Source organism: Brevibacillus sp. NSP2.1 (assembly GCF_000470975.2).
GTDB lineage: Bacteria > Bacillota > Bacilli > Brevibacillales > Brevibacillaceae > Brevibacillus > Brevibacillus agri.
In genome coordinates this window covers 4,645,704-4,672,595 of sequence record NZ_CP048274.1, presented here as the reverse complement: position 1 = coordinate 4,672,595, position 26,892 = coordinate 4,645,704, and the positions used below count along the sequence as shown (strand labels likewise).

The 26,892-nt window shown below is 54.8% G+C and carries 31 protein-coding genes, 1 pseudogene and 1 riboswitch; of the genes and pseudogenes, 21 read left to right on the top strand and 11 right to left on the bottom strand.

Features of this window, described 5'->3' with window-relative positions:
• Nucleotides 1-94 precede the first annotated feature (94 nt).
• Together M655_RS22725 and M655_RS22720 are read left to right on the top strand one after the other, a co-directional pair.
• Entirely contained in the window at nt 95-325 is a 231-nt protein-coding gene (locus M655_RS22725; RefSeq protein ID WP_005827661.1) for a YneF family protein, read from the top strand.
• A gap of 18 nt (nt 326-343) precedes the next feature.
• Entirely contained in the window at nt 344-529 is a 186-nt protein-coding gene (locus tag M655_RS22720) for a hypothetical protein (protein ID WP_005827663.1), read from the top strand.
• A 135-nt stretch (nt 530-664) separates the two neighbouring features.
• Here M655_RS22720 and M655_RS22715 read toward each other — a convergent pair whose 3' ends face one another.
• The gene (locus tag M655_RS22715) at nt 665-1,435 is read right to left on the bottom strand and encodes a TSUP family transporter (protein ID WP_005827665.1); all 771 of its coding nucleotides are present in this window, start codon (nt 1,433-1,435) and stop codon (nt 665-667) included.
• A 192-nt stretch (nt 1,436-1,627) separates the two neighbouring features.
• On the opposite strand from M655_RS22715, the gene M655_RS22710 reads away from it, so the two are divergent.
• The 5 genes and pseudogenes from M655_RS22710 (at nt 1,628) to M655_RS22695 (ending at nt 4,199) form a co-directional block, all read left to right on the top strand.
• A complete protein-coding gene (locus M655_RS22710) occupies nt 1,628-2,236 on the top strand; it encodes a superoxide dismutase (RefSeq protein ID WP_005827667.1) in 609 nt (202 codons plus the stop codon).
• A 227-nt stretch (nt 2,237-2,463) separates the two neighbouring features.
• Nucleotides 2,464-3,258, top strand: a complete 795-nt coding sequence (locus M655_RS22705; protein WP_026558250.1) for a dioxygenase family protein — start codon at nt 2,464-2,466, stop codon at nt 3,256-3,258.
• Nucleotides 3,259-3,336: pseudogene (locus tag M655_RS28150) on the top strand (hypothetical protein); the annotation flags it as partial.
• Nucleotides 3,337-3,422: 86 nt separating this feature from the next.
• Nucleotides 3,423-3,713, top strand: a complete 291-nt coding sequence (locus tag M655_RS22700; protein WP_005827671.1) for a sigma-70 family RNA polymerase sigma factor family protein — start codon at nt 3,423-3,425, stop codon at nt 3,711-3,713.
• Between the two features lie 39 nt (nt 3,714-3,752).
• Entirely contained in the window at nt 3,753-4,199 is a 447-nt protein-coding gene (locus tag M655_RS22695) for a carboxymuconolactone decarboxylase family protein (RefSeq protein WP_026558251.1), read from the top strand.
• 98 nt (nt 4,200-4,297) lie between these two features.
• Here M655_RS22695 and M655_RS22690 read toward each other — a convergent pair whose 3' ends face one another.
• Together M655_RS22690 and M655_RS22685 are read right to left on the bottom strand one after the other, a co-directional pair.
• Nucleotides 4,298-4,843: a pyridoxamine 5'-phosphate oxidase family protein gene (locus tag M655_RS22690; protein WP_005827675.1), complete on the bottom strand. Its 546-nt coding sequence runs from the start codon at nt 4,841-4,843 to the stop codon at nt 4,298-4,300.
• A 162-nt stretch (nt 4,844-5,005) separates the two neighbouring features.
• The gene (locus tag M655_RS22685; RefSeq protein WP_005827677.1) at nt 5,006-6,001 is read right to left on the bottom strand and encodes a metal-dependent hydrolase; all 996 of its coding nucleotides are present in this window, start codon (nt 5,999-6,001) and stop codon (nt 5,006-5,008) included.
• Nucleotides 6,002-6,157: 156 nt separating this feature from the next.
• Between M655_RS22685 and M655_RS22680 the strand changes: the two genes are divergently transcribed.
• Complete coding sequence (locus M655_RS22680) at nt 6,158-6,451, top strand: MFS transporter (protein WP_005827679.1); 294 nt, start codon at nt 6,158-6,160, stop codon at nt 6,449-6,451.
• Nucleotides 6,452-6,471: 20 nt separating this feature from the next.
• Complete coding sequence (gene mutY, locus M655_RS22675) at nt 6,472-7,587, top strand: A/G-specific adenine glycosylase (protein WP_005827681.1); 1,116 nt, start codon at nt 6,472-6,474, stop codon at nt 7,585-7,587.
• A gap of 163 nt (nt 7,588-7,750) precedes the next feature.
• Here the strand turns inward: mutY and M655_RS22670 are convergent, their stop codons facing one another.
• Nucleotides 7,751-7,909 carry a hypothetical protein gene (locus M655_RS22670; protein WP_005827682.1) on the bottom strand — a complete coding sequence of 53 codons (159 nt, stop codon included), beginning with the start codon at nt 7,907-7,909 and terminating at the stop codon, nt 7,751-7,753.
• A gap of 138 nt (nt 7,910-8,047) precedes the next feature.
• On the bottom strand, nt 8,048-8,200 hold the full coding sequence (locus M655_RS22665; RefSeq protein WP_005827684.1) for a hypothetical protein: 153 nt from the start codon (nt 8,198-8,200) through the stop codon (nt 8,048-8,050).
• 494 nt (nt 8,201-8,694) lie between these two features.
• On the opposite strand from M655_RS22665, the gene M655_RS22660 reads away from it, so the two are divergent.
• On the top strand, nt 8,695-10,662 hold the full coding sequence (locus tag M655_RS22660; protein ID WP_026558252.1) for a methyl-accepting chemotaxis protein: 1,968 nt from the start codon (nt 8,695-8,697) through the stop codon (nt 10,660-10,662).
• Between the two features lie 66 nt (nt 10,663-10,728).
• Here M655_RS22660 and yfhS read toward each other — a convergent pair whose 3' ends face one another.
• Entirely contained in the window at nt 10,729-10,953 is a 225-nt protein-coding gene (gene yfhS / locus M655_RS22655; RefSeq protein WP_005827690.1) for a mother cell protein YfhS, read from the bottom strand.
• A gap of 196 nt (nt 10,954-11,149) precedes the next feature.
• On the opposite strand from yfhS, the gene fabL reads away from it, so the two are divergent.
• From fabL to M655_RS22620, 7 genes are all read left to right on the top strand, one after another.
• Complete coding sequence (gene fabL / locus M655_RS22650) at nt 11,150-11,908, top strand: enoyl-[acyl-carrier-protein] reductase FabL (RefSeq protein ID WP_005827692.1); 759 nt, start codon at nt 11,150-11,152, stop codon at nt 11,906-11,908.
• A 110-nt stretch (nt 11,909-12,018) separates the two neighbouring features.
• A complete protein-coding gene (locus M655_RS22645) occupies nt 12,019-12,432 on the top strand; it encodes a GNAT family N-acetyltransferase (RefSeq protein WP_005827693.1) in 414 nt (137 codons plus the stop codon).
• A gap of 48 nt (nt 12,433-12,480) precedes the next feature.
• On the top strand, nt 12,481-13,017 hold the full coding sequence (locus M655_RS22640; protein WP_005827695.1) for a DUF402 domain-containing protein: 537 nt from the start codon (nt 12,481-12,483) through the stop codon (nt 13,015-13,017).
• Between the two features lie 144 nt (nt 13,018-13,161).
• Complete coding sequence (locus tag M655_RS22635; protein ID WP_026558253.1) at nt 13,162-14,943, top strand: ABC transporter ATP-binding protein; 1,782 nt, start codon at nt 13,162-13,164, stop codon at nt 14,941-14,943.
• 32 nt (nt 14,944-14,975) lie between these two features.
• Nucleotides 14,976-16,196: an MFS transporter gene (locus M655_RS22630; RefSeq protein WP_005827698.1), complete on the top strand. Its 1,221-nt coding sequence runs from the start codon at nt 14,976-14,978 to the stop codon at nt 16,194-16,196.
• A 114-nt stretch (nt 16,197-16,310) separates the two neighbouring features.
• Complete coding sequence (locus M655_RS22625) at nt 16,311-17,558, top strand: MFS transporter (protein WP_026558254.1); 1,248 nt, start codon at nt 16,311-16,313, stop codon at nt 17,556-17,558.
• 129 nt (nt 17,559-17,687) lie between these two features.
• Nucleotides 17,688-18,071 carry a flavodoxin family protein gene (locus M655_RS22620; RefSeq protein ID WP_353505607.1) on the top strand — a complete coding sequence of 128 codons (384 nt, stop codon included), beginning with the start codon at nt 17,688-17,690 and terminating at the stop codon, nt 18,069-18,071.
• A 123-nt stretch (nt 18,072-18,194) separates the two neighbouring features.
• On the opposite strand, the gene M655_RS22615 is transcribed toward M655_RS22620, so the two are convergent.
• The 5 genes from M655_RS22615 to M655_RS22595 form a co-directional block, all read right to left on the bottom strand.
• On the bottom strand, nt 18,195-19,058 hold the full coding sequence (locus M655_RS22615) for an NAD(P)-dependent oxidoreductase (protein WP_005827704.1): 864 nt from the start codon (nt 19,056-19,058) through the stop codon (nt 18,195-18,197).
• Between the two features lie 6 nt (nt 19,059-19,064).
• Complete coding sequence (locus M655_RS22610) at nt 19,065-19,898, bottom strand: pyrroline-5-carboxylate reductase family protein (protein WP_005827706.1); 834 nt, start codon at nt 19,896-19,898, stop codon at nt 19,065-19,067.
• A 115-nt stretch (nt 19,899-20,013) separates the two neighbouring features.
• Nucleotides 20,014-20,694 (bottom strand): zinc metallopeptidase, encoded by a 681-nt coding sequence (locus M655_RS22605; protein ID WP_005827707.1) that lies wholly within the window; start codon nt 20,692-20,694, stop codon nt 20,014-20,016.
• Nucleotides 20,695-20,928: 234 nt separating this feature from the next.
• A complete protein-coding gene (locus M655_RS22600; RefSeq protein WP_005827709.1) occupies nt 20,929-21,069 on the bottom strand; it encodes a hypothetical protein in 141 nt (46 codons plus the stop codon).
• A gap of 114 nt (nt 21,070-21,183) precedes the next feature.
• Nucleotides 21,184-22,476 carry a glutamate-1-semialdehyde 2,1-aminomutase gene (locus M655_RS22595; protein WP_005827711.1) on the bottom strand — a complete coding sequence of 431 codons (1,293 nt, stop codon included), beginning with the start codon at nt 22,474-22,476 and terminating at the stop codon, nt 21,184-21,186.
• Between the two features lie 151 nt (nt 22,477-22,627).
• On the opposite strand from M655_RS22595, the gene M655_RS22590 reads away from it, so the two are divergent.
• The 4 genes from M655_RS22590 (at nt 22,628) to M655_RS22575 (ending at nt 26,160) form a co-directional block, all read left to right on the top strand.
• Nucleotides 22,628-23,470, top strand: a complete 843-nt coding sequence (locus tag M655_RS22590) for a protein phosphatase 2C domain-containing protein (RefSeq protein WP_026558255.1) — start codon at nt 22,628-22,630, stop codon at nt 23,468-23,470.
• Nucleotides 23,471-23,561: 91 nt separating this feature from the next.
• Nucleotides 23,562-24,572 (top strand): ABC transporter ATP-binding protein, encoded by a 1,011-nt coding sequence (locus M655_RS22585; RefSeq protein WP_005827715.1) that lies wholly within the window; start codon nt 23,562-23,564, stop codon nt 24,570-24,572.
• Complete coding sequence (locus M655_RS22580; protein WP_005827717.1) at nt 24,565-25,359, top strand: ABC transporter permease; 795 nt, start codon at nt 24,565-24,567, stop codon at nt 25,357-25,359. The genes M655_RS22585 and M655_RS22580 overlap by 8 nt, the downstream gene beginning before the upstream one ends.
• Nucleotides 25,360-25,362: 3 nt before the next feature.
• The gene (locus tag M655_RS22575; RefSeq protein ID WP_005827719.1) at nt 25,363-26,160 is read left to right on the top strand and encodes an ABC transporter permease; all 798 of its coding nucleotides are present in this window, start codon (nt 25,363-25,365) and stop codon (nt 26,158-26,160) included.
• Nucleotides 26,161-26,518: 358 nt separating this feature from the next.
• Nucleotides 26,519-26,675: riboswitch (FMN riboswitch) on the top strand.
• Nucleotides 26,676-26,892 lie beyond the last annotated feature (217 nt).

Sequence of the window (26,892 nt, the reverse complement as noted above, 5' to 3'; positions counted from 1 at the left end):
GTCTCACCAATTTCGCGGGTTGCAATGTACAGAATGCCCATCTATGGTACAATAAAAGAGTTCGTAACTACGCAAAGAGGATGGTAATGTATTGATGGCTTGGTACAACTGGGTAATCCCGATCGTTACACTGTTACTCGGCCTCGTGGGCGGTTTTGCCGGAGGCACTTATTACTTGAAAAAACAAATGTCCAACATGCAGATGGACGAAAAACAACTGCAAGCCATGGCCCGTTCTATGGGGATGAACCTCAATCAAAAGCAGCTCAAACAAATGAGCCGTACCATGAAAAATATGAAAATGCCAAATAAATTCGGGAAGTAGTGCGGAGGGGGTGTCGTTATGGGACCGACCCGTCTGCGTTACACGATGATCGGTTTTATTGCAGGTGTATTGGTCGTGTATTTAAAAGATCTGCCGATGGGGGAAGGGACCCGATTCGCAGCACCTTTTTACGGAGCGGGCATTGGTCTTCTCATCGACGGCATCATATTGCGCATGAAGCAACGAAAAGGGAAAGAAGAGTAGGGGAGCTTGGCTTTGGCCAGGCTTTTTATTTTGGGCATGACAAAGCCGGATCGCCATACGGCAATCCGGCTAAACTTGCGGGAGGAAACTGCCCGCGGACGCTCATTCTTGAACATGCCTCGATAGCGGTTTTGCTTATTGGGTAAAAATCAGCTCGTAGATCATTTTCGTAATCAAGGTGATCGAGACGATCAAAAACAGCGGCCGGACGTAGCGAACCCCGGTTTTGATAGCGACCTTGGCGCCGATGCTCGCGCCGAGCAGCATGGCGATCCCCATGACAAGCCCGGTCAGGAAAATGACCTTGCCCTCCAGACAGAAGACGAACAGCGCAGAGAGGTTGCTGGCCAGATTCAAAATCCGCCCGTTTCCTGCCGCGATCACGAAGTCATAGCCGAACAGCAGCACCATCAAAAAAACGAAAAAAGAACCGGTGCCCGGTCCGAAGAAGCCGTCGTAAAATCCGATCAAAAAGGTAAAAGGAATGCCGATGCCAAGGGTAAACTTGGTCATCCCTTTGTAGTTGGAGTCTTGCCCGAACCGTTTGTTGAACAAGGTATAGACAAAAATCAGCGCCATCATCACGATGACGAGCACCTTCAACAGCTCCTGGGGAACGAACAGCACCGTCTTTGCTCCGAAATAAGCGCCTACGAGCGAAACCGGGAAAAGAATGAACATCAGTTTCTTGTCGTATTTGCCCGAGCGGATAAAAGTGAAGGAGCTGGTCGCAGAAGAGATCGTGCCTGCGAGCTTGTTGGTGCCGAGCGCCAGATAGGGAGGCAGGCCGAGACCGAGCAGCGCAGGCAGGGAGATAAGACCGCCGCCGCCGACCGTGCTGTCGATGAAAGCGGCGACAAATCCGAAGAATGCGAGAAACAATACCGTGAGTAAGTCCATTTCCATTGAAATCACCTGATTCTCTAAGTATGTAATAAACCAAGTCTAGCACTCTCCTTTTTGATTGCAAGTTGGAAATGTTTAAAAAGAATTGCTAGATTAATATACTTTGCATACCGATTTGTTGTAAAAGTAGTTGTCTTGCAGTATAATAAGGTCGTAGCTTGACCCATACATATTTTGAGGAGGAATGTTACAATGGCACATCAACTTCCTGCATTGCCTTACGCACATGACGCACTGGAACCTCATATCGACGCACAAACCATGGAAATCCACCACGGACGCCACCATGCTACTTATGTGAACAACCTGAACGCAGCTCTGGAAGCTCATCCTGACCTGCAACAAAAAAGCGTGGAAGAGCTGATTAGCAACCTGGACGCTCTGCCTGAGTCGATCCGCACTGCTGTTCGCAACAACGGTGGTGGACATGCTAACCACACTCTGTTCTGGGAAATCCTCAGCCCGAACGGCGGCGGCGCCCCAACTGGCGAACTGGCTGACGCGATCAACGCGGCTTTTGGCAGCTTCGACAACTTCAAGGCTGAATTTGCAAAAGCAGCAACTACTCGCTTCGGTTCCGGCTGGGCTTGGCTGACTGCTGAAGGCGGCAAAGTGGCAATCACCTCCACTCCTAACCAAGACAGCCCGATCATGGAAGGCAAAACACCTATCCTCGGCCTGGACGTTTGGGAGCATGCTTACTACCTGCGCTACCAAAACAAACGCCCTGACTACATCAGCGCGTTCTGGAACGTAGTAAACTGGGATGAAGTAAGCAAACGCTTTGCTGCTGCGAAGTAATCTTGGTTTTTGAGCAATCATAAAGGGCTTGTCGCATCTGTATGGGCGACAAGCCTTTTTTATCGTGTCAAAAAAGCGCAATGCTGCCGTAGGGGTTAGTGCATCAGCGCAGCGCCTCGGGCGGGCCGTGCTTTATTTTTTCCAGAGGATAGTCAGGCGAACAAAGATCGGTTATAATACTTACGAAAAGTAACCTGGTTTTAAAAATATAGAGGAGAGTGTTTCTCATGATGCCATCTTTGTTCGTTGCACATGGCGCTCCACTGCTTGCGATTGAAAACAATTCCTATACACAAGCGTTGCAACAACTGTCCAGCCAACTGCCGCGCCGCCCGCGCGCGATCGTGATGTTTTCCGCTCACTGGGAAGCTTTTGACCAGATGGTGGGGACGATGGAGACGTTTCCGACGATTCACGACTTTGGCGGCTTTCCGCAAGAGCTGTACGAGATTCAGTACCCGGCAAAAGGCGACGAAGCTATCGCGCAAGAGACAGTGCAACTGCTGCGCGACGCAGGCGTGCCTGTCGGCTTGAACACGACAAGAGGGCTTGACCACGGCCACTGGGTCGTGCTGCGCCATATATTCCCGCAAGCGGATGTGCCTGTCGTGGCTCTGTCCGTCAACCCGAATCTGACGGTTGTGCAGCAGTACGCGATCGGCAAAGCGCTCAGCCCTCTGCGGCAAAAAGACGTGCTGATTGTCGGTTCTGGCGGCACGATTCACAACTTTTCCTACCTGAATATGCTCGAAACGTCGGAAGGCGCCTTCGACTGGGCCTTGCAGTTCGAAGAGTGGCTGCAGCAGACGCTGACCGGCTGGAAGGTCGATGAGTTGGCGCGCTATCGCGAGCTTGCGCCGCATGCGGAAAAAGCGGTCCCGGTCTACGGCAGCGAGCATTTTGTGCCGCTCGTTTACGCGATGGGAGCAGCAGACGACGAGCGGGCGGCGCAGCGGCTGCACATGAGCTTTCGCTACGGCAGCCTGAGCCATACGATCTGGCAATTTGGTCATGCCAAATAAATGAGTGCGAGCATCGAGCAAGTTTACATGGAGTACAAGGGCTTGCTGTTTTCGCTCGCCTACCGGATGACGGGCTCTGCGGCAGAGGCAGAGGACATCGTGCAGGAAACGTTTGCGGCGCTGGCCGGGGCAGACCTCAACGAGATCCGGCACGTGAAAAGCTATTGGTGCACACTGCGCCCGATTTTTCCGGCAGACGGGTGGCGTCGTTCTGGCTGGGCATCTGGCCGAGATGGGCGAATCATTCCGCGATGGAAATTCGCTCCATCAATGGGCAGGATGGCATCGCGGTCTTTTCGCAAGGCGAGCTGAAAATAATCGTACAGATCAGTCTGAACCAGCAGGAAGACCGGATCGAACGGATGTACCTGATCGTCAATCCGGACAAATTGGCGCATCTGCAAAAAATAAATGGCGGCAATCGGTCACAAACGGGGGAGGTCGCTCGTCTTTGAGACTGAAAGGTCAAATTCGAGTGGAGAGGGAAGATGAACATGCAAGCGAGATTCAACTACCACCAAGCCAACCCCCAGGCGTACCAAGCCATGCTGCAGCTTGAAAAATTCGTGAACGAGAGCGGGCTCGACAAGAAGCTGGTCGAGCTGATTAAAATTCGCGCTTCGCAAATCAACGGCTGCGCCTTTTGTCTGGATATGCATACGCAGGATGCGCGCAAGCTCGGCGAGACGGAGCAGCGCATTTACCTGCTGAACGCCTGGCGCGAAGCCGCTGTCTATACCGATGCGGAACGTGCGGTTCTGGCCTTGACCGAGGCGGTGACGCAGATCGCGCAAAATGGCGTTTCCGATGCCATCTACGAGCAAGTGCGAAAGCATTTTGACGAGAGCCAGTACGTCGCGCTGATTATGGCGATCAACACGATCAATAGCTGGAACCGGCTCGCGATTACTACAGGCATGTCTGCTCCGTACAACCGCTAAAGCAGGCGTCTGGCTTGTCAGGTGACCACCGAAGCGAAAACGACACGTTCCCACGAAAAGGGGCGTGTCGTTTTGCTTTGCTTATGCTTTCAGCCGTGCTACACGTCCATCTCCACTTTTCGCCCCGGATAAAATTGCTTTTCTTCGGCCAGCGGATTGCCCTTGGCTGTAAGCGTCTCCGGCGTGATGCGGAAGATGGCGGTCGCGCTGCCCACGGACGAGCGGTATTTGAGCACATGTTGCAAAGGCAGCGGCTCGGAAAAGTAGCCCGGCACGTATTTGTCCAGCAGCGCCTGCATCGCCTCGCGCATTTCGGATGGCTCCTGCACGCGTTCAATCGTCCCCGCCAAAAAGACGCTCATGTACGCCGTATCCACATGGGCAGGCACAGGCGAGGCAATCGTGCCGTACTCTTCGCAGACGCTGAAGCATACCCGGCTGTTGGCGTTTATCATCTCGACCTTGCGACCGGAGTCCGCGCCGTGAAAGTAAATACAGCCGTTCCACCAGGCGAAATTGAGCGGCAACACATACGGCTCGCGCTCATTGGACAGCCCGAGATGGCCGACCTTGGCCTGCTGCAAAAACTGTGCGATCTGTTCCTGGTCCGTAATCGTGCGTTTGGAATAGCGAATCGGTATCATGTAAAGTCCTCCCGTCTGACAGCTCAACGTTTTTTGGGTGTAGCCTGATCGTAGTCGGTTTTTGACTTGGGAAAAAGGTGCAATTTTCATCAAGTTGAGCAGGTCAGATGCAAAAAAACCGCCCTTTTCCCAAAAGAGCGGTTGGCGGTCTTGTCTTGCGGGCTACCCGAGCTGGCGCTTGGAGTCGAGCTTTTTGGCGAGCTGTTCCTCTCCGCGGTGAATCCAGCCGACGAAGGAGTCCCGGATATTCAATTCGTAGTCGAGATGGACAACGGCGACGAACATGTAGTGGCTTTTTCCTTGAAAACGGGAGCGGTAGCGCAGGTCAATCCATTTTACCTCGTAGCCGAAGGGGCGTTCCTTCGTTTCTACGTGAACGTGGTGCGTGAAGGCGAGGAAGGACTGGACCTTGAAGCTTTTTTTGGCAGCGGCGATCACTTCGTTTTCAGGCTTGATGGAGAAAGTGTCCAAAATCGCCACGTCGCCGGAGTGCACTTCGCCCACGTACCAGTGCTGCTCGGTTTTGGCGACAAACGTCCAGTGCGTCCAGGAAAGGGTAGGGATGATCGTGTACATGCCAGGCTTGCCGATGCGCGCGCGAACAAGCTCTGTCGTCCGCTTTTGCACCTGGCAGCGCCAGTAGTAGTACACGGCGATCACGAGGTAAATCAAGAGAAAGCTTCGCCCAGGGTGAGCGCCCGCTGCCCAGAGCATGAAGCCGACGAGATGAGCGGCAAAAATGAACGGGTCAAAAATGAAAATGGCGTTGAGGGCGACCCATTTGTCGCGAAACGGATACAAGCCCTTTGTGCCATAGGAATTGAACAAATCGACGAAGACGTGCAGGCAGACGGCCAGAAAGATCCAGCCCAGCAGATGCAGCCAGGAGGTCTGTGGCATCAATGCCTGAATGAGCCCAAAAATGGCTCCTGTCCATAAAAACAAGGCCGGTACAGAGTGAGAAACGCCCCGATGGTTGCGTATATAGGCAGCCGTGCCGCGGAGGCGGACCAACCCATCCAGATCGGGTGCTTGCGAACCGATGACCGTGCCGATCATAACGGCAGCCGCAAGCGAGGGAGAAGAAGCTACGACAGGATCGAGGTAGGCGAGCCCGGCCAATCCGAAGCCCATGGCAAAGTGTGTGGCAGTATCCATGGAATCGTTGTCTTCCTCCTTTCCTTCCAGGCTGTTGTTATTGTTTATTATAGCGTGTGAGGCGACATAATTCCCTCCTCCGCTGAAAAAAATTGTGAGCTTGTTCCCGCTTTTGCAAAAAGGGTATGATGAATAGATCAAGGAGGGACATGTCGCATGCTAACCGTGTTTATCGAATACAAGCTGCAATCGGAAAAACGCGATCAGGCTCTGCGGCTGCTCGCATCCATGGCTGAGAGCATGGAGGCGTTGGGCGCGCGCCAGTACCGCTGTATGGAAGGACTGGATCAGCCGGGCTTGTTTGTCGAAGCCTTTGAAGTTGAGACTGTGCACGAATACGAACAGATCAAGGCACACCGCTTGGCAGACCGCGCGTTTTGCGACTGTGTAGCGGGCGGAGCGGACAAGCTGCACGTTTGGGCGTTTCGTCCGGCCGCGTTACCACAATAGAAGGAGCAGACGACGAAGAAATGGCAAGGAAAAAAGAAACCGGCTTGCGGTACACTCTCCCGGAGGAATTTCACGTCTTCGGCTTTTCGCACGATTTACTTGCCTGGTACGACTCGCAAAAGCGGGATCTGCCGTGGCGGATCAACCGCGATCCGTATCGGGTGTGGGTGTCGGAAATCATGCTGCAGCAGACAAGAGTAGAGACCGTTAAGCCTTATTATGCGAATTTCATGGAAAAATTTCCGACGGTTGTCGATTTGGCAAATGCACCAGAAGACGAAGTGTTAAAAGCATGGGAAGGACTTGGCTACTATTCCCGCGCTCGCAATCTGCAGGCGGCAGCGCGCGAGGTGACGGCCCGCTACGGAGGAGTCGTGCCGGACACGCCGGAGGAGATCGCCACTTTGAAAGGCGTAGGGCCGTACACGGCGGGGGCGATTTTAAGCATTGCCTACGAAAAGCCGGAGCCTGCTGTCGACGGGAACGTCATGCGCGTTTTTTCCCGGCTGCTGTACTTGACGGATGACATCGCGAAGCCCGCTACCCGCATCAAGATCGAGCATCTCGTGCGCCAGGTGATCCCGGAAGGCCGGGCAGGCGATTTTAACCAGGCGCTGATGGAGCTGGGGGCGATGGTCTGCCTGCCGCGCACGCCGCAGTGCCTGACCTGTCCGGTGTTTGATTACTGTATGGCGCGGCAGGAGGGTGTGCAGGAGGAGTTGCCAATCAAGGGCAAAGCGAAACCGCCACGCCCTGTCGATCTGCAAGTGGCGATCATCGAACGCGACGGCAAGGTGCTGATTAACAAACGCCCCGATCAAGGGCTGTTGGCAGGCATGTGGGAGTTTCCCATGGTGGAGACGGAGCAGCAAAAGGATGCCGCCAAAAGAGAGGCGCTCGCGCGTGGAATCAGCGAACGATTCGGAATCGACATCGAGGTTCTGGAGCCGCTCGGCGCGGTGCAGCACGTTTTTTCCCATTTGCAGTGGAACATGCAGGTCTGGTCCTGTGACTGGATCGAGGGGGGCGAGTTGCCGGGCCATGCGCGTTTTGCCGCCTGGAGCGAGCTGGATGCGTACACGTTCCCGATGGCCCACCACAAAATCCGCGAGCTGCTCGGGCAAAAAAGCAAATAAGCTGCTCACTGGCAAAAAGCTGTCGAGGGTTCTCTCGGCAGCTTTTTTCGTTGTTGCAGTTGTGGCTGCTGCGCGGTCTGTCCGTCACGCCTGTGTCGCCAATCGGCAAAAAAAGAAGATCACGCCGTAACGGGCATGATCTTCCTGAATGTGCTTGTTTGTCTTATCGGTAGAGAAATTCCGGAAACTGCATCGCAATCTGATGCTTCCGCTCTTCCCACTCAGCGATCGCTTTTTGCTGCAAATACCGTGTTTCGCGCTGCTCAGGGGTCAATTTCCGCTTCTCAATAATAATGGTGAAGAAAATCATTGGAATGTACATGAAGGTCCACCTCCCATCCCTGGTGTGTAGTGCAGTCAGCCGCCGTCTATCGCTTTGACTCCTGTAAATCTCATCATCTGACGTCTTTGTCTGTTTTTCATACAAAATCCCTCCCAATGTAAAATGCAAAACCAAAAATTAGATGCGGCTAACAAATTGTGCGGCTTCAAAAGCGTGCGCCTCGGCGCGTTCCTCCAGATAGCGGGCGCGGGCGTAAGCGGCCATGCGCTCTTCGGGTTTCACTTGTTTGCGCTCGATCTTGACAGTGAACAGCAAGAAGTTCAGTACCATGTCAAATCACCTCCTCTCAATATGGAAGAAAATGGATGGTTGTCGCCAAGAAAAAGACCACGGGCTAATGCCTGCGGTCTCTTGGCGTCACAAAGCAAACGAAAGACCACAAGCTACAACGCCCATGGTCTGGTAATTGACGAATGAGAATGCTGAAGATACGAATCCATCTACAATTCGTCGGTCCAGGAGGCGCTGTTATATGCAGTTTTGGCAACGATTAGACGATCAGTGAATGCAGGTGCAAAAGCGAGTACAGTCATCATGTTGCAGCCTCCTTCCTTCGAGTAGTAGTGTCGTAAAACGTAACCTTAGAATATGGCATTTTTTTCTTGTTGTAAAGCACTTTTTACCTAAATTCTGAAGAAAGTTAATTCTGAAAATAATAAAATATAATAAAAAGTAAAAGGATGTGCGATTATTGGTTTAGCCAGCTTGATATAGCGGGTAAGTATATCAGACAACGAGACTATGCGAAAAGGTGATGAAGTCGGATGAAAATGCCAAGATTGACCGTTCGAGCCAAGCTGATTGCTTCGTTCTCCCTCATCTTGATTGTTCCCGTGCTCACTCTTGGTTTGCTCTCTTATCAGAGTGCCAAGGATCGGCTGGAGGAACAACTGTTGATGACGGCCGCCGAGAACGTTCGCTTGGTGGACGAGCTGTTGGACCGTACACTGGAGGCGCAATCCCGCGATTTGGAGCTGATCGCTTCCGAGATCGGGAAAGAAGAACTGACGGAGCAGATGAGAAGCTCTGCCCGTAAAAAGCTGCAAACCTTCCACAAACTGCATCCGGACATTGGCGAGGTCTACATCGGCGAGGAAAATGGCAAGATGCTGACGGCGACAGACGCCAAGCTGTCTGCCGATTACGATCCGCGCAAACGCCCCTGGTACCAGGCGGCAATGGCCGAGCCTGACAAGACGATCATTACGGACCCGTACATTGATGCAATTACAGGGAATGTAGTTGTAGGTTTGGCCAAAGCTTTGTCTGACCGTTCGGGCGTGCTTGGAATCGACATTCAGTTGACCGCGCTCAACGAAACCGTGAAACAAGCGAAAATCGGCAGCAAAGGATACATGTCTATTTTCGATGCAAACCGCAAGCTGCTCATCCATCCGACCGGAACGCCAGGCGCTGACGCGACACAGCCGTGGGTGGAAGACCTTTACGCCCAAACCGAAGGGAAGTTTGGCTTTACGGATGAAGGAAATGACGCGAAGGCGACTTTTGTCACCAACGAGCAAACAGGCTGGAAACTGATGGGCGTCATGTACCGCACCGAAGCAGAGGTTGCGGCCAGCCCGATCTTTTACAGAACATTGCTGGTCGTCGCGATTACGATCGTCATTGGAGCGGGAATCGTGTACAGCATTTTGCGCTCGTTGCTGCGTCCGCTGCAACAGTTGACAGATGCGGCGGAAAAAATGAGCCAGGGCGACGTGACCCAGCAGGTGGAAGTCAAAAGCGACGACGAGTTGGGCGTGCTGGCGAAAACATTCAACCATATGGCTGAATCGCTCCGTTCCTTGCTTTACTCCGTAAACGATTCTGTCCAGCAACTGGCGGCATCCGCAGAGGAACTCTCGGCAAGCGCAGACCAGACGAGCAAGGCGACCGAGCAGATCGCGACGACGATGCAGGACATGGCGACAGGCACAGAGCAGCAAGTATCGCATACGCAAAAGAGTACCGCAGCCGTCGAGCAAATGTCGCAGCGGATCAGCCAAATCGCCAACTACACGGCGGAAGTGTCCGACACGGCAAAGCAGACTGCAACCGTTGCGGCGGAAGGAAACCGCTCCGTCCAATCGGCAGTGCAGCAAATGACCGCCTCCAGCGAATCAATCCTGAGTCTGGCAAAAGTCGTGGACAATCTCGGAGTGCGCTCGCAAGAAATCGGCAAAATTGTCGATGTCATTACCGCCATTGCTAGCCAGACCAATTTGCTCGCGTTGAACGCAGCCATCGAAGCGGCGCGGGCGGGCGAGTCCGGCCGCGGATTTGCGGTAGTAGCAGACGAGGTGCGAAAGCTGGCCGAGCAGTCATCGGCGTCGGCCGAGCAGATCAGCCATTTGATTGCGGCGATCCAGCAGGAGACAGACAATGCCGTTGACGTCATGGAAAAGAGCAAGCGGGAAGTGACGGAAGGGATTGACAAAGTGTACGAGGCTGGGCGTTCGTTTGAGCAAATCCAGTCTGCGGTCGATGATGTGGCGCTGAAAATTGGCCGAGTCTCCCAGGCTTCGCAAGATATTTCCGAGCAGACCCAGTTGGTCGTCGAGCTAATCAACCATATTTCCGATGTGACCTTGAAAGCTTCGGACGGCACGCAGAGCGTATCCGCAGCAGCAGAGGAGCAGCTCGCTTCCATGGAAGAGATCGCGTCCTCCGCAATGTCACTGGAGCGATTGGCAGAAGATCTCCAGGAGCAGATCGGCAAATTCAAGATTTAAAAGCAAAAACCCGGTGCAGCAGACAGCCTCGTCTGTTTGGCAGCCGGTTTTTTTTGCGAAGTGCGATCAGTCGTAAATCGGCTTGGAAGCATGATCCCAGCCTCCGCTGTCGCCGCCGACCGGACCGCGTGATTCCAGCTCGCGAATCACTTTTACATGCAGCGAAGCGCCCTCTGCACTCAAATAAGGGGCGAGCTGCGAAAACGAATCGTGGTAGTGCAACAGCTCGTTGAGTTCCCACTGTGCCAGCGGGACCATGGTCAACTCGGACAAGTCGCGTCCTATGTACATCGCTTCGTTCCTCCTTTGTCTGTAGCCGCTCGGCTGGCTTTTGGCGTGTTTAGTATGGCTGTTTGCGGCATGGCTTTAGTCAGAGGAGATTTTTGCTCGCGGTAGCAAAAGCAGGAGTGGAGTTGTATAATGAAAAAGTGATTTTGACTTATTAGTACCTGCTGTTAATAGTTGGTGAGTAGGGGGCATTGCTTTTATGAATACGACAAAAAAAGTGGCATTGGTGACTGGCGGGACGCGCGGCATCGGTAAGGCGATTGCGCTGCAGTTGGCCGAACAGGGCTACGATCTGGTCTTGAACTATTTGCGCAACCGTTCCGCAGCGCGCGAAGCGGCTGCTGAGCTGGAAGCAAAAGGAGCGCGCGTGCACCTGGTCAAAGCAAACGTAGGTGACGTAGCGAAAATCAAGGAACTGTTCGCGGAGATCGACCAGGAATTTGGTCGTCTGGACGTGTTGATCAACAACGCGGCTTCCGGCGTTTTGCGCCCGTTGATGGAACTGGAAGAGAGCCATTGGGACTGGACGATGGAAATTAACAGCAAAGCGCTGTTGTTCTGTGCGCAAGAAGCGGCAAAACTAATGATTAAAGGCGGCAATGGCGGGAAGATCGTCAGCCTCTCCAGCCTTGGCTCCATCCGCGTGCTGGACAACTATACGGCGGTTGGCGTATCCAAAGCGGCTGTAGAAGCGATCACGCGCTACCTGGCTGTCGAGCTGGCACCGCACAATATCGTTGTCAATGCAGTTTCCGGCGGCGCTGTGGACACCGATGCGCTCAAGCACTTCCCGAATCGCGAAGAACTGCTCGGCAGCTCCGCGCAACGCACGCCGGCAGGGCGGATTGTAGAGCCGGAAGACCTGGCGAATGCCGTGATGTTTTTGGTTTCGGACAAGGCCTGGATGGTGCGCGGACAAACCTTGATTGTCGACGGCGGCATTTCCCTTTTGACCTAGTTTGTGCTTTTGCGGTGACCAGGAGTTGGCGACTTTGACGTCTCACTACACAAGACAAAGTTGTCCATGTGTTGTACAATAGAGGAAGAAGGTTACGAAGGAGGCAACGTATGCTGATTCGTCCGTTTCGGCTCGGTGACTATTCGGCTATCACAAGTATCTGGCAACAGACGGGTTTGGACCAATCGGACACGGAGTCGTTGAACGATTTGGCCCAACAGTTGGCATGGGACAGCGATTTGGTTATGGTTGCGGAAAAAGACGGCAGAGTTGTTGGGGTCGTGGTCGGCACGATCGACGGAGCGCGCGCCTATTTTTACCGGCTGGCTGTTCTCCCCGAGATGCAAGGTTCCGGCATTGGCCGCGAACTCGTGTCTGCCATCGAAAAGCGCTTCAAACAACGAGGCGTCAACAACGTCCTGATTATGGTCAATCAGGCGAATCCGGAAGTCCTTCCGTTTTACCTTTCGCTTGGCTACGAAGTACAAAAATTTGTTACGCTTTCCAAAAAGCTCTCTTCCTAAAGGAGGCTTGTCCCCATTCAAATAGAGAAGAGAAGAAAGGGGAGAGTCATGTCACCAACTCCGGGCTCCAATATCCGCATTGAAAGCTATAAACACGATCATTCGCTGCACCGCATATGGGACAAATCCACGCTGATTCACACCAGTGATGCGGTGGTGATTGGGGGAAACGATCGGGTCAAGGTGACAGAAGCAGACGGGCGGGAGTGGCGCACGCGTGAGCCGGCCATTTGTACTTTTGGTCGGGGCCAGTGGTTCAATACCATTGCTATGATTCGCGACGACGGCATCTACTATTACTGCAACATTGGTTCGCCCTTCAGCATGAAGGGTCAGCTTCTTAGCTACATAGACTATGATCTCGATGTAAAGGTGTTTCCCGACATGACGTATTCGATTCTCGATGAAGAGGAGTTTCTGTTGCACAGCAAACAGATGAACTACCCTCCGTTTGTCGTGGAAAAAGTACAGACAGCGCTGCGAGAAGTGCTGGACTGGGTAAGCGCGCGCCGCGGCCCTTTTCAGAACGGCTTTGTTCAACGCTGGTACGAGCGGTATCTTTTAGTGCGAGACGATGAGGAATAATCCCTTTCCCGTAAATCCGGGGGAGGGATTTCCTTGTACTGTCCTAAACTTGAAAAAGGCGAAGCACGATCACATACGTGCAAATTTGGCTGTGCCTGAACGAATCGGGCACAGCCAAGTTTCTATGTAAGGGAGGTATGCTGGTTGAGCATACGCCGCTATTTGGCATATGTCATGCCCTATTGGAAACAAATATTGGGGACCATATTCATAGGCATCATCAAATTTTCCATTCCGCTTGCTCTGCCGCTTCTCATCAAATACGTGATTGACGATCTGCTGCCAAGCCCGATTCCCCGCGAGGAAAAGCTGACGCAACTGTTCTGGCTGATGCTCGCCGCGTTTTTGGTGTTTACGGTGGTGCGTGCGCCTGTCGAGTACATTCGCCAATATTACGCGCAGTGGGTGTCCAGCAAAATTTTGTTTGACATTCGCAATCAGCTTTATGCCCATTTGCAGCGGCTCTCGATGCGCTACTACAACAACACGAAGACGGGCGAGGTCATTTCCCGGGTCATTAACGACGTGGAGTCCACGAAAAGCTTTGTGGAGACGGGCCTGATGAATTTGTGGCTCGATCTGATTACGATCGGCCTGACGCTGTTGATTATGTTTTCCATGGACGTCGAGCTGACGCTTGTCGCTATCGTCGTCTTTCCGTTGTACAGTTTTTCCGTCAAATACTTTTACAAAAAACTGCGCCAGTTGACGAGGGAGCGCTCTGCCGCGCTGGCCCGGCTGCAAGGCTATTTGTACGAGCGCGTGAACGGCATGGCGCTGATCCGCAGCTTTGCGCTGGAGAGCCACGAGAGCAAAGGATTTGCCAAGGAAAACAACCAGTTTCTGGACAAGGCGCTGGAGCATACGCGCTGGAACGCGCGGACGTTTTCTGTCGTCAATACGGTCACCGATATCGGGCCGCTTTTCGTCATCGCCTACGCGGGCTATCAGGTGATCGGCGGCAGCATGAGCGTAGGGACGCTGGTGGCGTTTTACGCCTATTTGGAGCGTCTGTACACGCCGTTGCGGCGTCTGGTCAACTCCAGCACCGTTTTGACGCAAGCGATCGCCTCGATGGACCGGATGTTCGAGTTTCTCGACGAGTCCTACGACATCGTGGACAGTCCCCACGCGAGCGAGCTGCCTGTTGATCCTGCGACGGGGCGCATCCGGGGAGAAATTCGCTTTGAGCACGTTTCGTTCCGCTACCGGGAAGACGGGCCGCTCGTTTTGCAGGACGTGAACCTGACAATTAAACCAGGCGAGACCGTGGCGATCGTCGGGATGTCCGGCGGCGGAAAATCGTCTCTGATTAGCCTGTTGCCGCGTTTTTGGGATGTGACAGAAGGGCGGATTACGATAGATGGCATCGACATTCGCGAGCTGAAGCAGCAAAACTTGCGCCATCATATCGGCTTGGTGCAGCAGGATAATATTTTGTTTAGTGAATCTGCCAAAATCAATATCCTGATGGGGAATCCGGCGGCGGATCAGCAGGCTGTCGAGGAAGCGGCGCGCGCGGCCAACGCGCATGATTTTATCAGCGAGCTGCCCCAAGGCTACGACACCGAGCTGGGCGAGCGCGGCGTGAAGCTGTCCGGGGGTCAAAAGCAGCGAATTGCCATCGCGCGGGTTTTCTTGCGCAATCCGGGCATTCTCATTTTGGACGAGGCGACCTCTGCCCTTGATCTGGAGTCGGAGCACATGATTCAGGAGTCGCTGGCTCGCCTGACCAAAGGCCGGACGACGCTGATCGTGGCGCATCGCCTGTCTACGATCACGCATGCGGACAAGATCGTGGTCATGCGCGAGGGGCAAATTGTCGAGCAAGGCAAGCACGAGGAGCTGCTTGCGCAAAAAGGAGTGTACCATAGCCTGTGGAGCGTCCAGGATTTTGGAACAGCGTCTGAGACAGGCGCAAAGTGATTGATTGACCAGGGGGGAATGGAGGGAGTTAGATGGAGATATGGCGACGCAATTTATACGTGCTATGTGGATCGCTGTTTGTCGTCATGGTCGCTATGAGCATGATTATGCCGTTTTTGCCGCTCTACATTCAGCAAGACTTCGGAATTGACGATCCGCACCAGGTAACGGCGTGGGCGGGGATCATTTTTGGGGCCAACTTTTTGACCGCAGGGCTGGTGTCCCCGATCTGGGGCAATCTGGCTGACAAGCACGGGCGCAAGATCATGATTTTGCGCTCCGGCTACTTCATGTCGATCACGGTTGCGCTGACGGGCTTTGCCGGAAGCTTGTGGCAGCTTTTGGCGCTGCGGCTGATTAACGGGCTTGTGGGCGGGATCATTCCGGCCAGCACGGCGCTCGTAGCTTCGTCTGTGCCGAAAGAACGGATCGGCTGGGCGCAGGGGTTACTGCAATCGTTTATTACGGCGGGCACGATCATGGGACCGCTTTTTGGCGGTGTGCTGGCGAATCAGATCGGCTTTCGGATGATCTTCGTGGTGACAGGCAGCCTGCTTTTGCTCGCTACTTTGGTCATTACGTTTACGGTAAAAGAGACGTTTGTTCCACCAGAAAAAAAGGACCGCTCCAGCCTGAAGGAAGATTTTCAGATGATCTTTTCGTCCAAAGAGCTGCCGGCGCTCTTTTTTGTAACCGTGATGATCCAGTTTGCGCTGTTCAGCATCGTGCCTGTCTTGCCGATCTACATCTCGCAGTTGGTCAGCTCGGAAGGGGCGAAGGTAGCGCTGTGGGCGGGAATTGTCCAGGCGGCGATGGGGATTGCCAACGTGTTCGCTTCTCCGCAGTTGGGACGGCTGGGAGATCGGTTCGGCTCGCAAAAAGTGCTGTTGTTCGCCTTGCTCGCGGCGGCCTTCCTGTTCATTCCGCAAGGGCTGGTCTGGACGGTGTGGCAACTGGTGGTCCTGCGCTTTTTGCTCGGGCTGTCGCTCGGCGGCTTGCTGCCTTCTGTCAACGCGCTGCTGCGCCGCGCAACCCCTGCGCATATGGTCAGCCGCGTCTACGGCTACAACAACAGCTTCGTCAGCATCGGGAGCATGCTCGGGCCGATGATCGGCGGCTTTATGGCCGGGTACGTGAGCATCAACGGCGTGTTTTTCATGACGAGCGCTTTTTTGTTCATCAACGCGGGCTGGGTGTACTACAGCTTTTTCCGCAACAAATCTGTACAGTCTACAGAATCTGGAATAGAATAAAACATAGTTGACGAAAAGAGGTGCACCTCCATTGTGATGAAAAGTCGGCAGGAATAATTGCATATTCCGTCAGGACGTCGGGAACGGTCCTGAACCGACAGGAGGTTGTGCATCGTGTGGCATAGACGATTCGTTTGCCTCTGGGCGGGTCAGACATTGGCCAATCTGGGGGATGTTTTTTACATTGTGGCGTTCATTTCGGTCATCTACGCGGCGTCCGGCTCGGTGATGTACACGGCGTTTGTGCCCGTAGTGATTTTGTCGGCGCAGTCTGTCAGCGGCTTGACCGCGCCGCTCTTTTTTCGCAGATGGACGCTTTCGCGCATGCTCGTCTTGTCGCAAGCGCTGAAAACGGCATTGCTGGCGGCAGCGGCTGTTTGCGTGGACAGGGAGACGGGGACGCAATGGCTCTGGCTGCTCTACAGTCTCGGGGCGATGATCGCCTTCATGGACGGCTGGGCAAACCCGGCGCGCAATGCGCTGGTGCCGCAGCTTGTGCTCCGCCAAGAGCTGATGCGAGCAAACGGCCTGCTCGCGACTTCCGATCAGACGGTTCATTTTGCCGGATGGGCGGCAGGGGGCTTGCTCGTGGCCTGGCTGGGAGCGAGCACCGTTCTCTGGGGCACAGTGGCCGCCTACGTCTTGGCAACGCTCGCCATGCTGGGAGTCAAGCCCAAGCTGGCTAATGCCGAAGGCGAAGCGGGCTTGCGTGTCTCTCCCCAGCAGCCGCAGGGAGATTGGCTTACGGGCTGGAAAACGATCCGCAATGTGCCGCTACTGCGGCAACTGGTGGCGCTGGATGTCGTCATGGGCATCGCGGGCGCAGTCTGGATCGCGGCGATTTTGTTGCCTTATGTCCTGGAAGTGCTGGGGCAGGGCGAAGAGTGGTGGGGATACATCAATGCGGGCTACCTGCTTGGCTCGATCATCGGCGGCACTTTGCTTTTGAAGTACGCCGGGCGGATGAACCGGCAGTTGCCGCGCTGGCTGGTGGCGGGAGTTAGCGGTTCCGCGCTCATGACCTTGCTGTTTGGCAGCACGCCTTACCCTTTGGCGGCTTTGCTGTTTTCCTTTGCGCTTGGTCCGTTTCTGGAGATTGCGCTGGTGAGCAAGCAGACGATGTTGCAGCAGGAGACAGAGCAAGCGGCATTGCCGTACGTCTTGTCTGCAAAAGGCACGCTCGACGCGCTTGTTTTCGGGCTGTCCTCGCTGGTGATGGGAGCTTTGGCCCAGTGGCTCGGCACGCGTGCCGTTTATTTGCTCTCTGGTCTGTTGCTGGCGGTGGCAGTTGGCTTGGCATGGCGGCTGTGGCAAAAGTGGCCCGCGCATGCAGGTGAGCAGGAGCAGGGGCAAACTTTTTAAAAGGCGATACCCTCTGGCGAAAGCTGGAGGGTTTTTTGCTACAATGATCGAACACACCAGCATTCGCCTGCGGGAAAAAACATTCTCCCGATTCACGATCAGCGGCATGCGGAAGGCGGCTTTACGGCGGTGGCAGACGACTACGACGAGGTCACGGAAGCGGTGCTCGCCCATGACTTTTTGATTTTCGCCACGCCGATTTACTGGTACGGCATGTCCGGCCATATGAAAAACTACGTCGATCGCTGGTCGCAAAGTTTGCGCGACAAACGCTATGCGTTCAAGGAATCGCTCGGACAAAAACAAGCCTACGTCATCGCGACGGGCGGCGACCAGCCGCGGCTGAAAGGGCTGCCGCTGATTCAGCAGTTCCAGTACGTCTTTTCCTTTGTCGAGATGCCATATGCGGGCTACATCATTGGCGAAGGCAACAAGCCGGGGGATGTGCTCGCAGACGCGCGGGCCGTGGCCGAGGCCCAACAACTCAACGCATGGCTGAAGGCCAGGCTGTAGCGGCTGGATGTTAGAAAACGTGGCTGCGCCAAGTCTTTGGCGTAGCCTTAGTGGATAAGAATCTTACAAATTCTTATCTGTACAAAAAAGACCGGAGCGACTCCGGTTTTTTCGTTTGCTTGGCTATTTGGTAAGGGAAGGGCCTTGCAGATGACGCAGAATCGCCATCAGATCCAGCTCGCCCAGCCCTTCCTCCAGCGCTTGACGATAGGTTGCCTGCGCCGATTCCGCCAGCGGCGTAGACACGCCAGCCTCGCGGGCCAGGCGCAGGTCTTTGGCCATATGCTTCAAGGCAAAAGCCGCAGGATAGTCGTCTGCGAGAATCGAGGCCGCTTTGCCGCGAATCAGCGGAGTGCCTACAGCGCTTTGCGAAATAATCTCCAGCATTTGCTCCGTCTCAATCCCGAGCGAGCGGGCGAACAGCAGCGTTTCCGAGACGCCCTGAACGGTGATGCCGAGCAGGAGATTGATCGCCAGCTTGGCAGAGGTGCCTGCGCCGTTTGGTCCCAGGTAAATGGCGGCCTTGCCGAGCTTGTCCAAGAGCGGCTTCGCTTCGTCGTAGTCCGCTTTTTCGCCGCCAACCATGATGACGAGCTGAGCTTCTTTAGCCGGACCGACACTGCCTGAGACCGGGGCGTCGAGAAAACGCAGCCCGGCTTTTTTCGCCTGCTCCGCCAGAAAACGGGACGTCTCCGGCGCAATCGTGCTCATGTCAATCGCCAGCTTGCCGGATACACGCGCGGACAGCACGCCGTCTGCTCCCGTGTAGATCGCTTTTACCGCCTCGTCGTCGCTGACCATCGTAAACAGTACGTCGCATTCCTCTACGAGCCGGGGCAGGGACGCCACCTGCTTCGCACCGAGGGCGACCAGCGGAGCCGCCTTGTCCGGGGTGCGGTTCCAGACGCTCACGTCATAGCCTGCCGCCAGCAGATTGCCCGCCATCGGTACGCCCATATTGCCCAAGCCAATCCAACCTACGATCATGTCTGATTACTCCTTTTCGTCGCTGTGTTCTCCGACCTGTTTTTGTACAAGCTCCTTCAGCGCGGCGTGCTTGGACGATGTCATGGCAAACAGCTCGTCAAAGCCGCCCGGCAAGGTTTTGTCGAGGACGCGCAGCCCTTCCTCGGTAATTCCGCCTTTGGTAGCGACGCGCTCGATCAGTTGGTCGAAGCCAAGCTGTTCGTTTTTCAAAAGCAAAGCCGTTCCCAGCATCGTCTCCACGAGGATGCTGCGGGCTGCCTCAATCCCCAGCTCCGGCGTTTTGCGAACAGCCGCCTGGGCGAAAGAATCGAGAATCCCCGCGATCAGTCCCGGCGCACTGCTGCTCAAAATCGTCGCCGTCTCGATTTCGGCATCGGTAACCACCTGTACCGTGCCGATGGCAGACAGCAGAGTAAGCAGATGCTCGCGCTGTTCGGCGCTCACTTTGCCGCTGTTTGTCAGCAGCGATACCCCGTGCAGCTCCGAGGAAGTGACGGTCGGAATCACTTTGCTGACTGGCCCGGCGTGGACGGTTTCCACATCCGCGATACTGACCCCGGCAGCGACCGAGACGATATGCTTGTCGGCAGCAACCGACAGCCCGCGTAAAACAGGCAAGACGTCGAGCGGCTTCGTGCAGAGGAAAATCAGCTCCGCCTGCTCGCATAGCGCTTGCGCGGTCGCCGCGACGGTCACGCCGTATTCCGCTTGCAGCTTGTCTGCCTTTGCTTGCGTCCGGTTGAAGACGAGCACGTTTTCCGGCTGGATCGCTTCGCTTTTGCAAAACGACTTCACAAGCATTTGCCCCATACTTCCTAATCCGATAATCCCGATGCGCATGTACAAAACCTCCCGTCCCATTGTAACGCAAGTCCACATAAAAAGGTACAGCCTCCCGCTGTGGAAGAGGCTGTACCTTGTGTCTGTCGTAGTAAACGTTTTTTTGTACCTGCGATTAGTCGTCGGAGCTTCTGAAGATCATGATGTACTTGGCAAGCTCGAGAACAGAGATCAGAGCGGCTGCCACGTAGGTCAGAGCGGCGGCGCCGAGCACCTTGCTCGCTCCGCGTTCTTCCTCGTTGCGGATGAAGCCCATTTTCAGCATCAGCTCTTTGGCACGGCTGCTCGCGTTAAACTCGACTGGCAGCGTGATGAGCTGGAAGGCAACAGCGCCGGAGAAGAAAATAATCCCGATCAACAGCAGACCCGTCATTTTGAAAAAGAAGCCAGCGAGCAGCAAGAGCGGCGCAACACCGGATACCAGGTTGACCACCGGGAAAATGCGGTGGCGCGCTACCAGCATCGGATACGATACTTTGTGCTGGATGGCATGGCCGACTTCGTGACAAGCAACGGACAACGATGCGATGGAGTTGCCGAAGTAGACAGGATCAGACAGGCGAACCACACGGGACATCGGATCGTAGTGGTCGGTCAGCGTGCCCGGAATATGTTCGACCGGAACGTTGGTCAAGCCGTTTGCATCGAGCATCCGCCGCGCCGCTTCCGCCCCGGTAAGGCCGGAGGAAGTAGGGACCTCCGCGTACTTGTTAAAGGTTCCCTTTACGCGGAATTGAGCCCAGAGCGACAGTCCGAATGCAATGAGAATCAGAAAATCCATCGGGTGAAAAAACATTGAGCACTCACTCCTCGTTTTTATCTACGAAATATGCACAATAGCAGTTCCTTACACATTTTGTCCCATATCCATGTATACGAATAAGTGTCATGGCAGTTTCACTATTTTTATTGTACAATCTCTGACCAATCTTGACAATATCATCGTCGACTTATATGTGCTGGACCAAACGGGCAAAAGCATAAAACAAGCAGACACATCCTCTGGCGGGAATGTGTCTGCCTGGCACGCCTAGCGATCGTGGTTTTGCGTTTTGTGATGCTCGGTCTTGCGCGGATTTTGGAAGCCGACGACTTCGAGCATCTTGCTGCTCGCTTTGGAATCCAGCGTCTTTTCCGGAGCTTGCGGGTACGTCTTTTCGCCTTTTGACACCTAGATCGCCTCCTCGCGATGATACTCTCGTGCAGTCGTTAGTATCTCCAAAAAGCAGGGGAGCGGGCTTGGCAATGCTTGTCTTGCCGTCAGGCGCACACATTTTTCGCCAAGCTACGCGTTCAACTGGGCGAAGGCGCGGTCGACAGCCGCAATCGTTTCCCGGATGTCGTCCTCCGTGTGAGCGGTGGTGATGAACCACGCCTCGTATTTGGAAGGCGCGAGGCAGATGCCTTCGTCCAAAAGGAGGCGGAAGAAGCGGGCGAACAGCTCGCCATCGGCTTTTTGCGCGGCATCGTAGTCGCGGACTGGCTCGTCCGTAAAGTAAACCGCCATAGCTCCTTTGACGCGGTTGAGCTGAATGGTGACGCCGTGCTTGCTCGCCGCGTCGCGAATGCCTTTTTCCAAAAGCGCACCGAGTCGCTCGAACTCATCATACACGCCAGGCTGCTTCAGCACTTCCAGGCAAGCGATTCCGGCGCGGATGGAAGCGGGATTGCCCGCCATTGTCCCTGCCTGGTAGGCTGGACCGAGCGGCGCGACCTGCTCCATAATATCGCGGCGTCCGCCATACGCGCCAATCGGCAAGCCGCCGCCGATGATTTTTCCGAGCGCGGTCAGGTCAGGTGTTACACCCAGCAAGTTTTGCGCCCCGCCGTAGCAGAAGCGGAATGCGGTAATAACCTCGTCGTACACAACGAGCGCACCTGCTTCGTGCGCGATGCGGTTTACTTCTTCCAAAAAGCCTGGCTCCGGCGTGACGATACCGAAGTTGCCGACGATCGGCTCGACCAGCACGCACGCTGTTTCGCTACCCCACTTGCTCATCGCTTCGGCAAACGCGCCGATGTCGTTGAACGGAACGGTAATCACTTCGTTGGCGATGCTTTGCGGAATGCCGGCGCTGTCCGGGATGCCCAGCGTGGAAGGTCCAGAGCCTGCCGCGACGAGCACGAGATCGGAGTGCCCGTGGTAGCAGCCCGCGAATTTGATGATTTTCACGCGTCCGGTGTAGGCACGAGCCACGCGAATGCACGTCATGACGGATTCCGTACCGGAGTTGTTGAAGCGGATGCGCTCCATCGACGGGATCGCTTCGCGGATCATGTTGGCAAAAGTTACTTCCCACGGAGTCGGCGTCCCGTACAGCGTGCCGTTCGCCGCCGCTTCGCAGATCGCTTTGGTTACATGCGGATGGGCGTGGCCTGTAATGATCGGGCCATACGCCGCCAAATAGTCAATATATCGGTTGCCGTCCACGTCCCAGAAATACGCGCCCTGGGCACGCTCCATCGTCACGGGCGCTCCCCCGCCTACGGCCTTGAAAGAACGGGAAGGGCTGTTTACCCCACCGAGAATGACATCCATGGCTTGTTCGTGCAGCAGCGCGGATCGTTCACGTTTCATGCGTTTTTCCCTCTTTTCTTTTCGAAAAAGTCCTTCATTATCTTAACACAGCCAAAGACACCTGAATATGGATGGGGAGCTATAGCTGGAAAAAAGGAAAAATGATACAATTTTCAAGCAAATCACTACACATAAAAGGCGGTAGTTCACCATGAAACTTGAGTGCATCTCCATCAAAGGAAGCGGCAATACCAATGAGGACGCCTATGTGATTTCCCAGACCGGGCAGGTGTACGCGGTGATTGACGGCGTGTCGTCGCTGGTTCCGTACGAAAACCGGGCCGGGCAAACCGGAGGAGCGATTGCGGCAGAGTTGGTGAAAAGGCAGCTTGAGGCGATGCCCCACGATGCGGTTTTGCCCGATTACCTGGCGCGCGTAAACGAGCAATTGCGCGAGCAGATGCGCGAAGGCGGCGTCGATCTGGCGAAAAAAGAAGCGCTGTGGGGAGCGGCGTGCGCGGTCGTCCGCGTGAAAGACAACTGCCTCGAATACGCCCAGAGCGGAGACTGTATGATTTTTGCCGTCTACGAGGACGATGCGGTGCGGCCGCTGACCTACCCGCAAGTCCGCTTGCTGGAGCAACAGGCACTGGCAAGCTGGGAAGCAGGGATTCGCGAGGGGCTGTCCACCCGCGCCGAGTTGCGCGAGCGATGTATGGAGATCCTGATTCATAACCGCTACCAGGCGAATGAACCAGGAGGCTACGGTGTTTTGAACGGCGATCCCGCCTGCGCGGATTTTGTGGAGTATGGAAGGGTTAACCGGGCGGGGGTAAAAGCGCTGGTGCTGGCAACCGATGGACTTTTCATGCCGGCTGCTTTTGGCGGTGACGAGCCAGGCTGGGAGGAAACGGCGCTGCCGATCTTCCGCAAAGGACTGCAGCGCTATGCAGATGAACTGATTGCGCTGGAAAACAGCGACCCGGAATGCATTCGCTACCCCCGCTTCAAAAAGTCGGACGACAAGACAGGGATTGTCCTGTTTTTGCGCTGATAGTTTGCTACAGTTTGCCTTTTGCACATTTTCACATGCTCGTATACACTAACAGTTGTTATTTGAAGCAAGCCAAAAAGGACGGTTTTCCATGATCCAAGTGAAGCATTTGCAAAAGGAGTTCCGCATCCACCAGGCCAGATCCGGCCTCGGGGGTGCTTTTCGTGACTTGTTCAGCCGCGAGTACAAGACAGTCAAAGCGGTGAATGACCTTTCTTTCACCGTGGAAGAGGGCGAGATGTTCGCCCTGATCGGGGAAAACGGCGCCGGGAAATCGACGACCATCAAGATGCTGACGGGCATTTTGACCCCGAGCGACGGCGAGATCGTCATCAACGGCTACGTCCCGTTCAAACAGCGCGAGGAATACGTGCGCTCCATCGGCGTCGTCTTCGGGCAGCGCTCACAGCTTTGGTGGGATTTGTCCCCGTTGGAGTCGTTTCGCCTGCTAAAAAGCGTCTACAAGGTCGACGAGACAGAGGGCGAAAAGTGGCTCGCGCGCTTGATCGAGGAGCTGGAAATCAGCCCGTTCGTCAGCCAGCCGGTGCGCAAGCTGAGCCTCGGCCAGCGGATGCGCTGCGAGGTAGCGGCTTCCTTGATCCACAAGCCGCGGCTGTTGTTCCTCGACGAGCCGACAGTCGGGCTGGACGTGCTGGTGAAGCAAAAAATCCGCGAGTTTTTGCGCAATCTGAACGAGACGGAAAACATGACCATCCTGCTGACCACGCACGACGTTTCCGACATCGAGGCGCTCTGTAAACGGGTGCTGGTCATGGACAAAGGCAAGCTGATCTTCGACGGCCTGCTCAGCGACCTGAAGGAAAAGTGGGGCAATGGCACAGAGATTTCCTTCCAGATGAAAAAGCGCACCTCCGCAGCCGAACTGCGCCAGACACTCGGCGAAATGCCGTGCGAAGTCACGCAGGAAAACGACTTCACCCTGAGCGTCAAGGTGCCGCAAAGCCAGGAAATGCTGCCGTTCGTCCTGTCCACGGTTATGTCGTCGTTCGAGGTCAGCGACGTGAAAATTATGGAGACGAGCACAGAGGACATCGTCCGCAACATTTACCAGGTAGATACAGAGGTGCGGGACCATGCATAGGCTCTACATGGAACTGATCCGCATGCGGTTTTTGACCATGCTCGCCTACCGGGTGAACTACTACAGCGGCATCATCATTTACGCGATCAACATCGGGGCCTACTACTTTTTGTGGGGCGCCATCTACGGCGACCAGCAGCAGCTTGGCGGGCTATCGGTCGAGCAGATGACCTCCTACGTGGCGATCGCCTGGATGTCGCGCGCTTTTTACTTTAACAACATTGACACGGAGATCGCCCAGGACGTTCGCGAGGGCAAGGTCGCCATCGAAATGATCCGTCCCTACAACTACTTGTCGGTGAAAACGGCGCAGGCGTTCGGGGAAGGGATTTTCCGCTTTCTGTTTTTCGCGGGGCCGGGGATTTTTCTCATCAGCCTGATTATTCCCTTTCACTTCCCGGCGACCGCGACCGGCTGGGGGCTGTACCTGCTCAGTCTGATGTTCGCTTTTCTCATTAATACGCAGATTAACCTGCTGACGGGTCTGTTCACGTTTTTCCTGTTCCGCAACGACGGGATGATGCGGGCGAAGCGGGTCGTCGTCGATCTGATGTCCGGCCTCGTGCTGCCGATCAGCTTTTTTCCGGGCTGGGCGCAGACCGTCATGGGCTTTCTGCCGTTTCAGGCCGTCAACTACTATCCGAGTCTGATTTTCACCGGAGCGATTACCCCTGGACGGGCCTGGGAATTGATCGGCTTTCAGGCGATCTGGATGGTTGTCATTCTGGTCCCCATCCTGGTTTTGTGGCGTATGGCCCGAAATCGGCTGGTCGTGCAAGGAGGGTAGACGATGCAAAACGTGAAACATATTATCGGCATTTTTGCCGACTACCTGGGCCAGTATTTCAAAACGAGGCTTGCCTATCGGGCTGACTTTCTCGGGGAGCTTGTGTCCAATCTCGTTTCCGAGTTGATTAACCTCGTGTTCATTATCGTCGTGTTCACGCACGTTCCGATGATGAAAGACTGGACGCGGGACGAAATCATTTTCATTTACGGGTTCTTTTTGGTGCCGTATGCGCTGTTCTCGATGTTTTTCGGCTTTTGGGACTTCAACGAGCGCTACATTATCCGGGGCGAAATGGATCGCATCCTGACCAGGCCGATTCACAATCTGGCGCAGGTTTGTCTGGAATCGATTGCGCCGGACCGCATTTTCGGCATCATCACGGGCCTGATTATTATGGGCTATGCGGCGATCCAGCTCGACCTGTCGTTTTACTGGTACGACCCGCTGATCTTCATCGGGCTGGTCGTAAGCGGCGCTCTCATCTACGGCGGCGTGTACACAGCGATTGCGGCGGTCAGCTTTTTCTCTGATTCGCGGACGGGAATCGCCCCGATGATCTACAACATTCAGCAGTACGGCCGCTATCCGGTGGATGTGTACAACAAAGCGATCCGCTTCGTGCTGACCTATGTACTGCCGTTTGCCTTCGTCGGCGTCTACCCGGCTGCCTACTTTTTGCGCAAAGAAGTCTGGTACACCTACGCGGCGTTTACTCCGCTCGTGGCTGTCGTTTTCTTTGGCCTCGGCCTGTTTGTGTGGAACTGGGGAGTCAGCAAATATCGGGGAGCGGGTTCGTAGCAGTCGCGGCGTGATTCGATGCTGGAGGGGCCGAATGTATATTTTTATTTGCGGCTCGTTATGGTAACATTAGAGGTAACAAGCGAAAAAAAGACCGTCCGGCGGCAACCGGAGCGGTCTGTACAATGGAAGCTTCCCTCAAGGGGTTCGGCTCAAAATTTCTGGAAGAATAGACCGCTGGAGTTGGGACTCAAGGGCGGTCTATTTCTTTTTGGTCAAGGTAACTACCAACCCGATCAAAGCGACCAGGAGCATATCCTATTAAATTCATCGGAAAACAATAAAAAATTGTCGATTTAGCCGTTTCCTCTATTGTCAAATCAAAAAAGCGCAGTATAATATGCAATAGACAACTACACAATTCCTTCGGGGCAGGGTGCAATTCCCGACCGGCGGTGAGCGTGCCACGAGCACGTTAAGCCCGCGAGCCTCCCCAGCTTGTCAGCAAGCGACGGAGTGCAGGATCTGGTGAGATTCCAGAGCCGACAGTACAGTCTGGATGGGAGAAGGATGACGACAGTACGTTTTCTGCACGTGCTTGTTTGCCTGTGCAAACGGGAAAAGCTGCAAAAGGGGCATGCAAAATCAGCACCTTTTGTTTCGCGAACCTGTTTCCTGCACATGCTTTGTCATACGCCTGTAATCTGCCCTGAGAATCTTTCTCAGGGTATTTTTGCGTTTCCGCAGGCAAAGCGTATGAGTAGCAACACGTGTAGCACGACCACTGTTGCC

Bases quoted from the DNA above. Each gene is read 5' to 3' on its own strand.
- M655_RS22695 (WP_026558251.1), top strand. From the start codon at position 3,753: ATGCAAGCGAGATTCAACTACCACCAAGCCAACCCCCAGGCGTACCAA.
- M655_RS22640 (WP_005827695.1), top strand. From the start codon at position 12,481: ATGTCACCAACTCCGGGCTCCAATATCCGCATTGAAAGCTATAAACAC.
- M655_RS22715 (WP_005827665.1), bottom strand. From the start codon at position 1,435: ATGGAAATGGACTTACTCACGGTATTGTTTCTCGCATTCTTCGGATTT.
- M655_RS22645 (WP_005827693.1), top strand. From the start codon at position 12,019: ATGCTGATTCGTCCGTTTCGGCTCGGTGACTATTCGGCTATCACAAGT.
- M655_RS22665 (WP_005827684.1), bottom strand. From the start codon at position 8,200: ATGGTACTGAACTTCTTGCTGTTCACTGTCAAGATCGAGCGCAAACAA.
- M655_RS22590 (WP_026558255.1), top strand. From the start codon at position 22,628: ATGAAACTTGAGTGCATCTCCATCAAAGGAAGCGGCAATACCAATGAG.
- M655_RS22575 (WP_005827719.1), top strand. From the start codon at position 25,363: ATGCAAAACGTGAAACATATTATCGGCATTTTTGCCGACTACCTGGGC.
- M655_RS22585 (WP_005827715.1), top strand. From the start codon at position 23,562: ATGATCCAAGTGAAGCATTTGCAAAAGGAGTTCCGCATCCACCAGGCC.
- M655_RS22690 (WP_005827675.1), bottom strand. From the start codon at position 4,843: ATGATACCGATTCGCTATTCCAAACGCACGATTACGGACCAGGAACAG.
- M655_RS22725 (WP_005827661.1), top strand. From the start codon at position 95: ATGGCTTGGTACAACTGGGTAATCCCGATCGTTACACTGTTACTCGGC.
- M655_RS22685 (WP_005827677.1), bottom strand. From the start codon at position 6,001: ATGGATACTGCCACACACTTTGCCATGGGCTTCGGATTGGCCGGGCTC.
- fabL (WP_005827692.1), top strand. From the start codon at position 11,150: ATGAATACGACAAAAAAAGTGGCATTGGTGACTGGCGGGACGCGCGGC.
- M655_RS22610 (WP_005827706.1), bottom strand. From the start codon at position 19,898: ATGCGCATCGGGATTATCGGATTAGGAAGTATGGGGCAAATGCTTGTG.
- mutY (WP_005827681.1), top strand. From the start codon at position 6,472: ATGGCAAGGAAAAAAGAAACCGGCTTGCGGTACACTCTCCCGGAGGAA.
- M655_RS22680 (WP_005827679.1), top strand. From the start codon at position 6,158: ATGCTAACCGTGTTTATCGAATACAAGCTGCAATCGGAAAAACGCGAT.
- M655_RS22630 (WP_005827698.1), top strand. From the start codon at position 14,976: ATGGAGATATGGCGACGCAATTTATACGTGCTATGTGGATCGCTGTTT.
- M655_RS22670 (WP_005827682.1), bottom strand. From the start codon at position 7,909: ATGTACATTCCAATGATTTTCTTCACCATTATTATTGAGAAGCGGAAA.
- M655_RS22605 (WP_005827707.1), bottom strand. From the start codon at position 20,694: ATGTTTTTTCACCCGATGGATTTTCTGATTCTCATTGCATTCGGACTG.
- M655_RS22580 (WP_005827717.1), top strand. From the start codon at position 24,565: ATGCATAGGCTCTACATGGAACTGATCCGCATGCGGTTTTTGACCATG.
- M655_RS22595 (WP_005827711.1), bottom strand. From the start codon at position 22,476: ATGAAACGTGAACGATCCGCGCTGCTGCACGAACAAGCCATGGATGTC.
- M655_RS22710 (WP_005827667.1), top strand. From the start codon at position 1,628: ATGGCACATCAACTTCCTGCATTGCCTTACGCACATGACGCACTGGAA.
- yfhS (WP_005827690.1), bottom strand. From the start codon at position 10,953: ATGTACATAGGACGCGACTTGTCCGAGTTGACCATGGTCCCGCTGGCA.
- M655_RS22615 (WP_005827704.1), bottom strand. From the start codon at position 19,058: ATGATCGTAGGTTGGATTGGCTTGGGCAATATGGGCGTACCGATGGCG.
- M655_RS22705 (WP_026558250.1), top strand. From the start codon at position 2,464: ATGATGCCATCTTTGTTCGTTGCACATGGCGCTCCACTGCTTGCGATT.
- M655_RS22660 (WP_026558252.1), top strand. From the start codon at position 8,695: ATGAAAATGCCAAGATTGACCGTTCGAGCCAAGCTGATTGCTTCGTTC.
- M655_RS22720 (WP_005827663.1), top strand. From the start codon at position 344: ATGGGACCGACCCGTCTGCGTTACACGATGATCGGTTTTATTGCAGGT.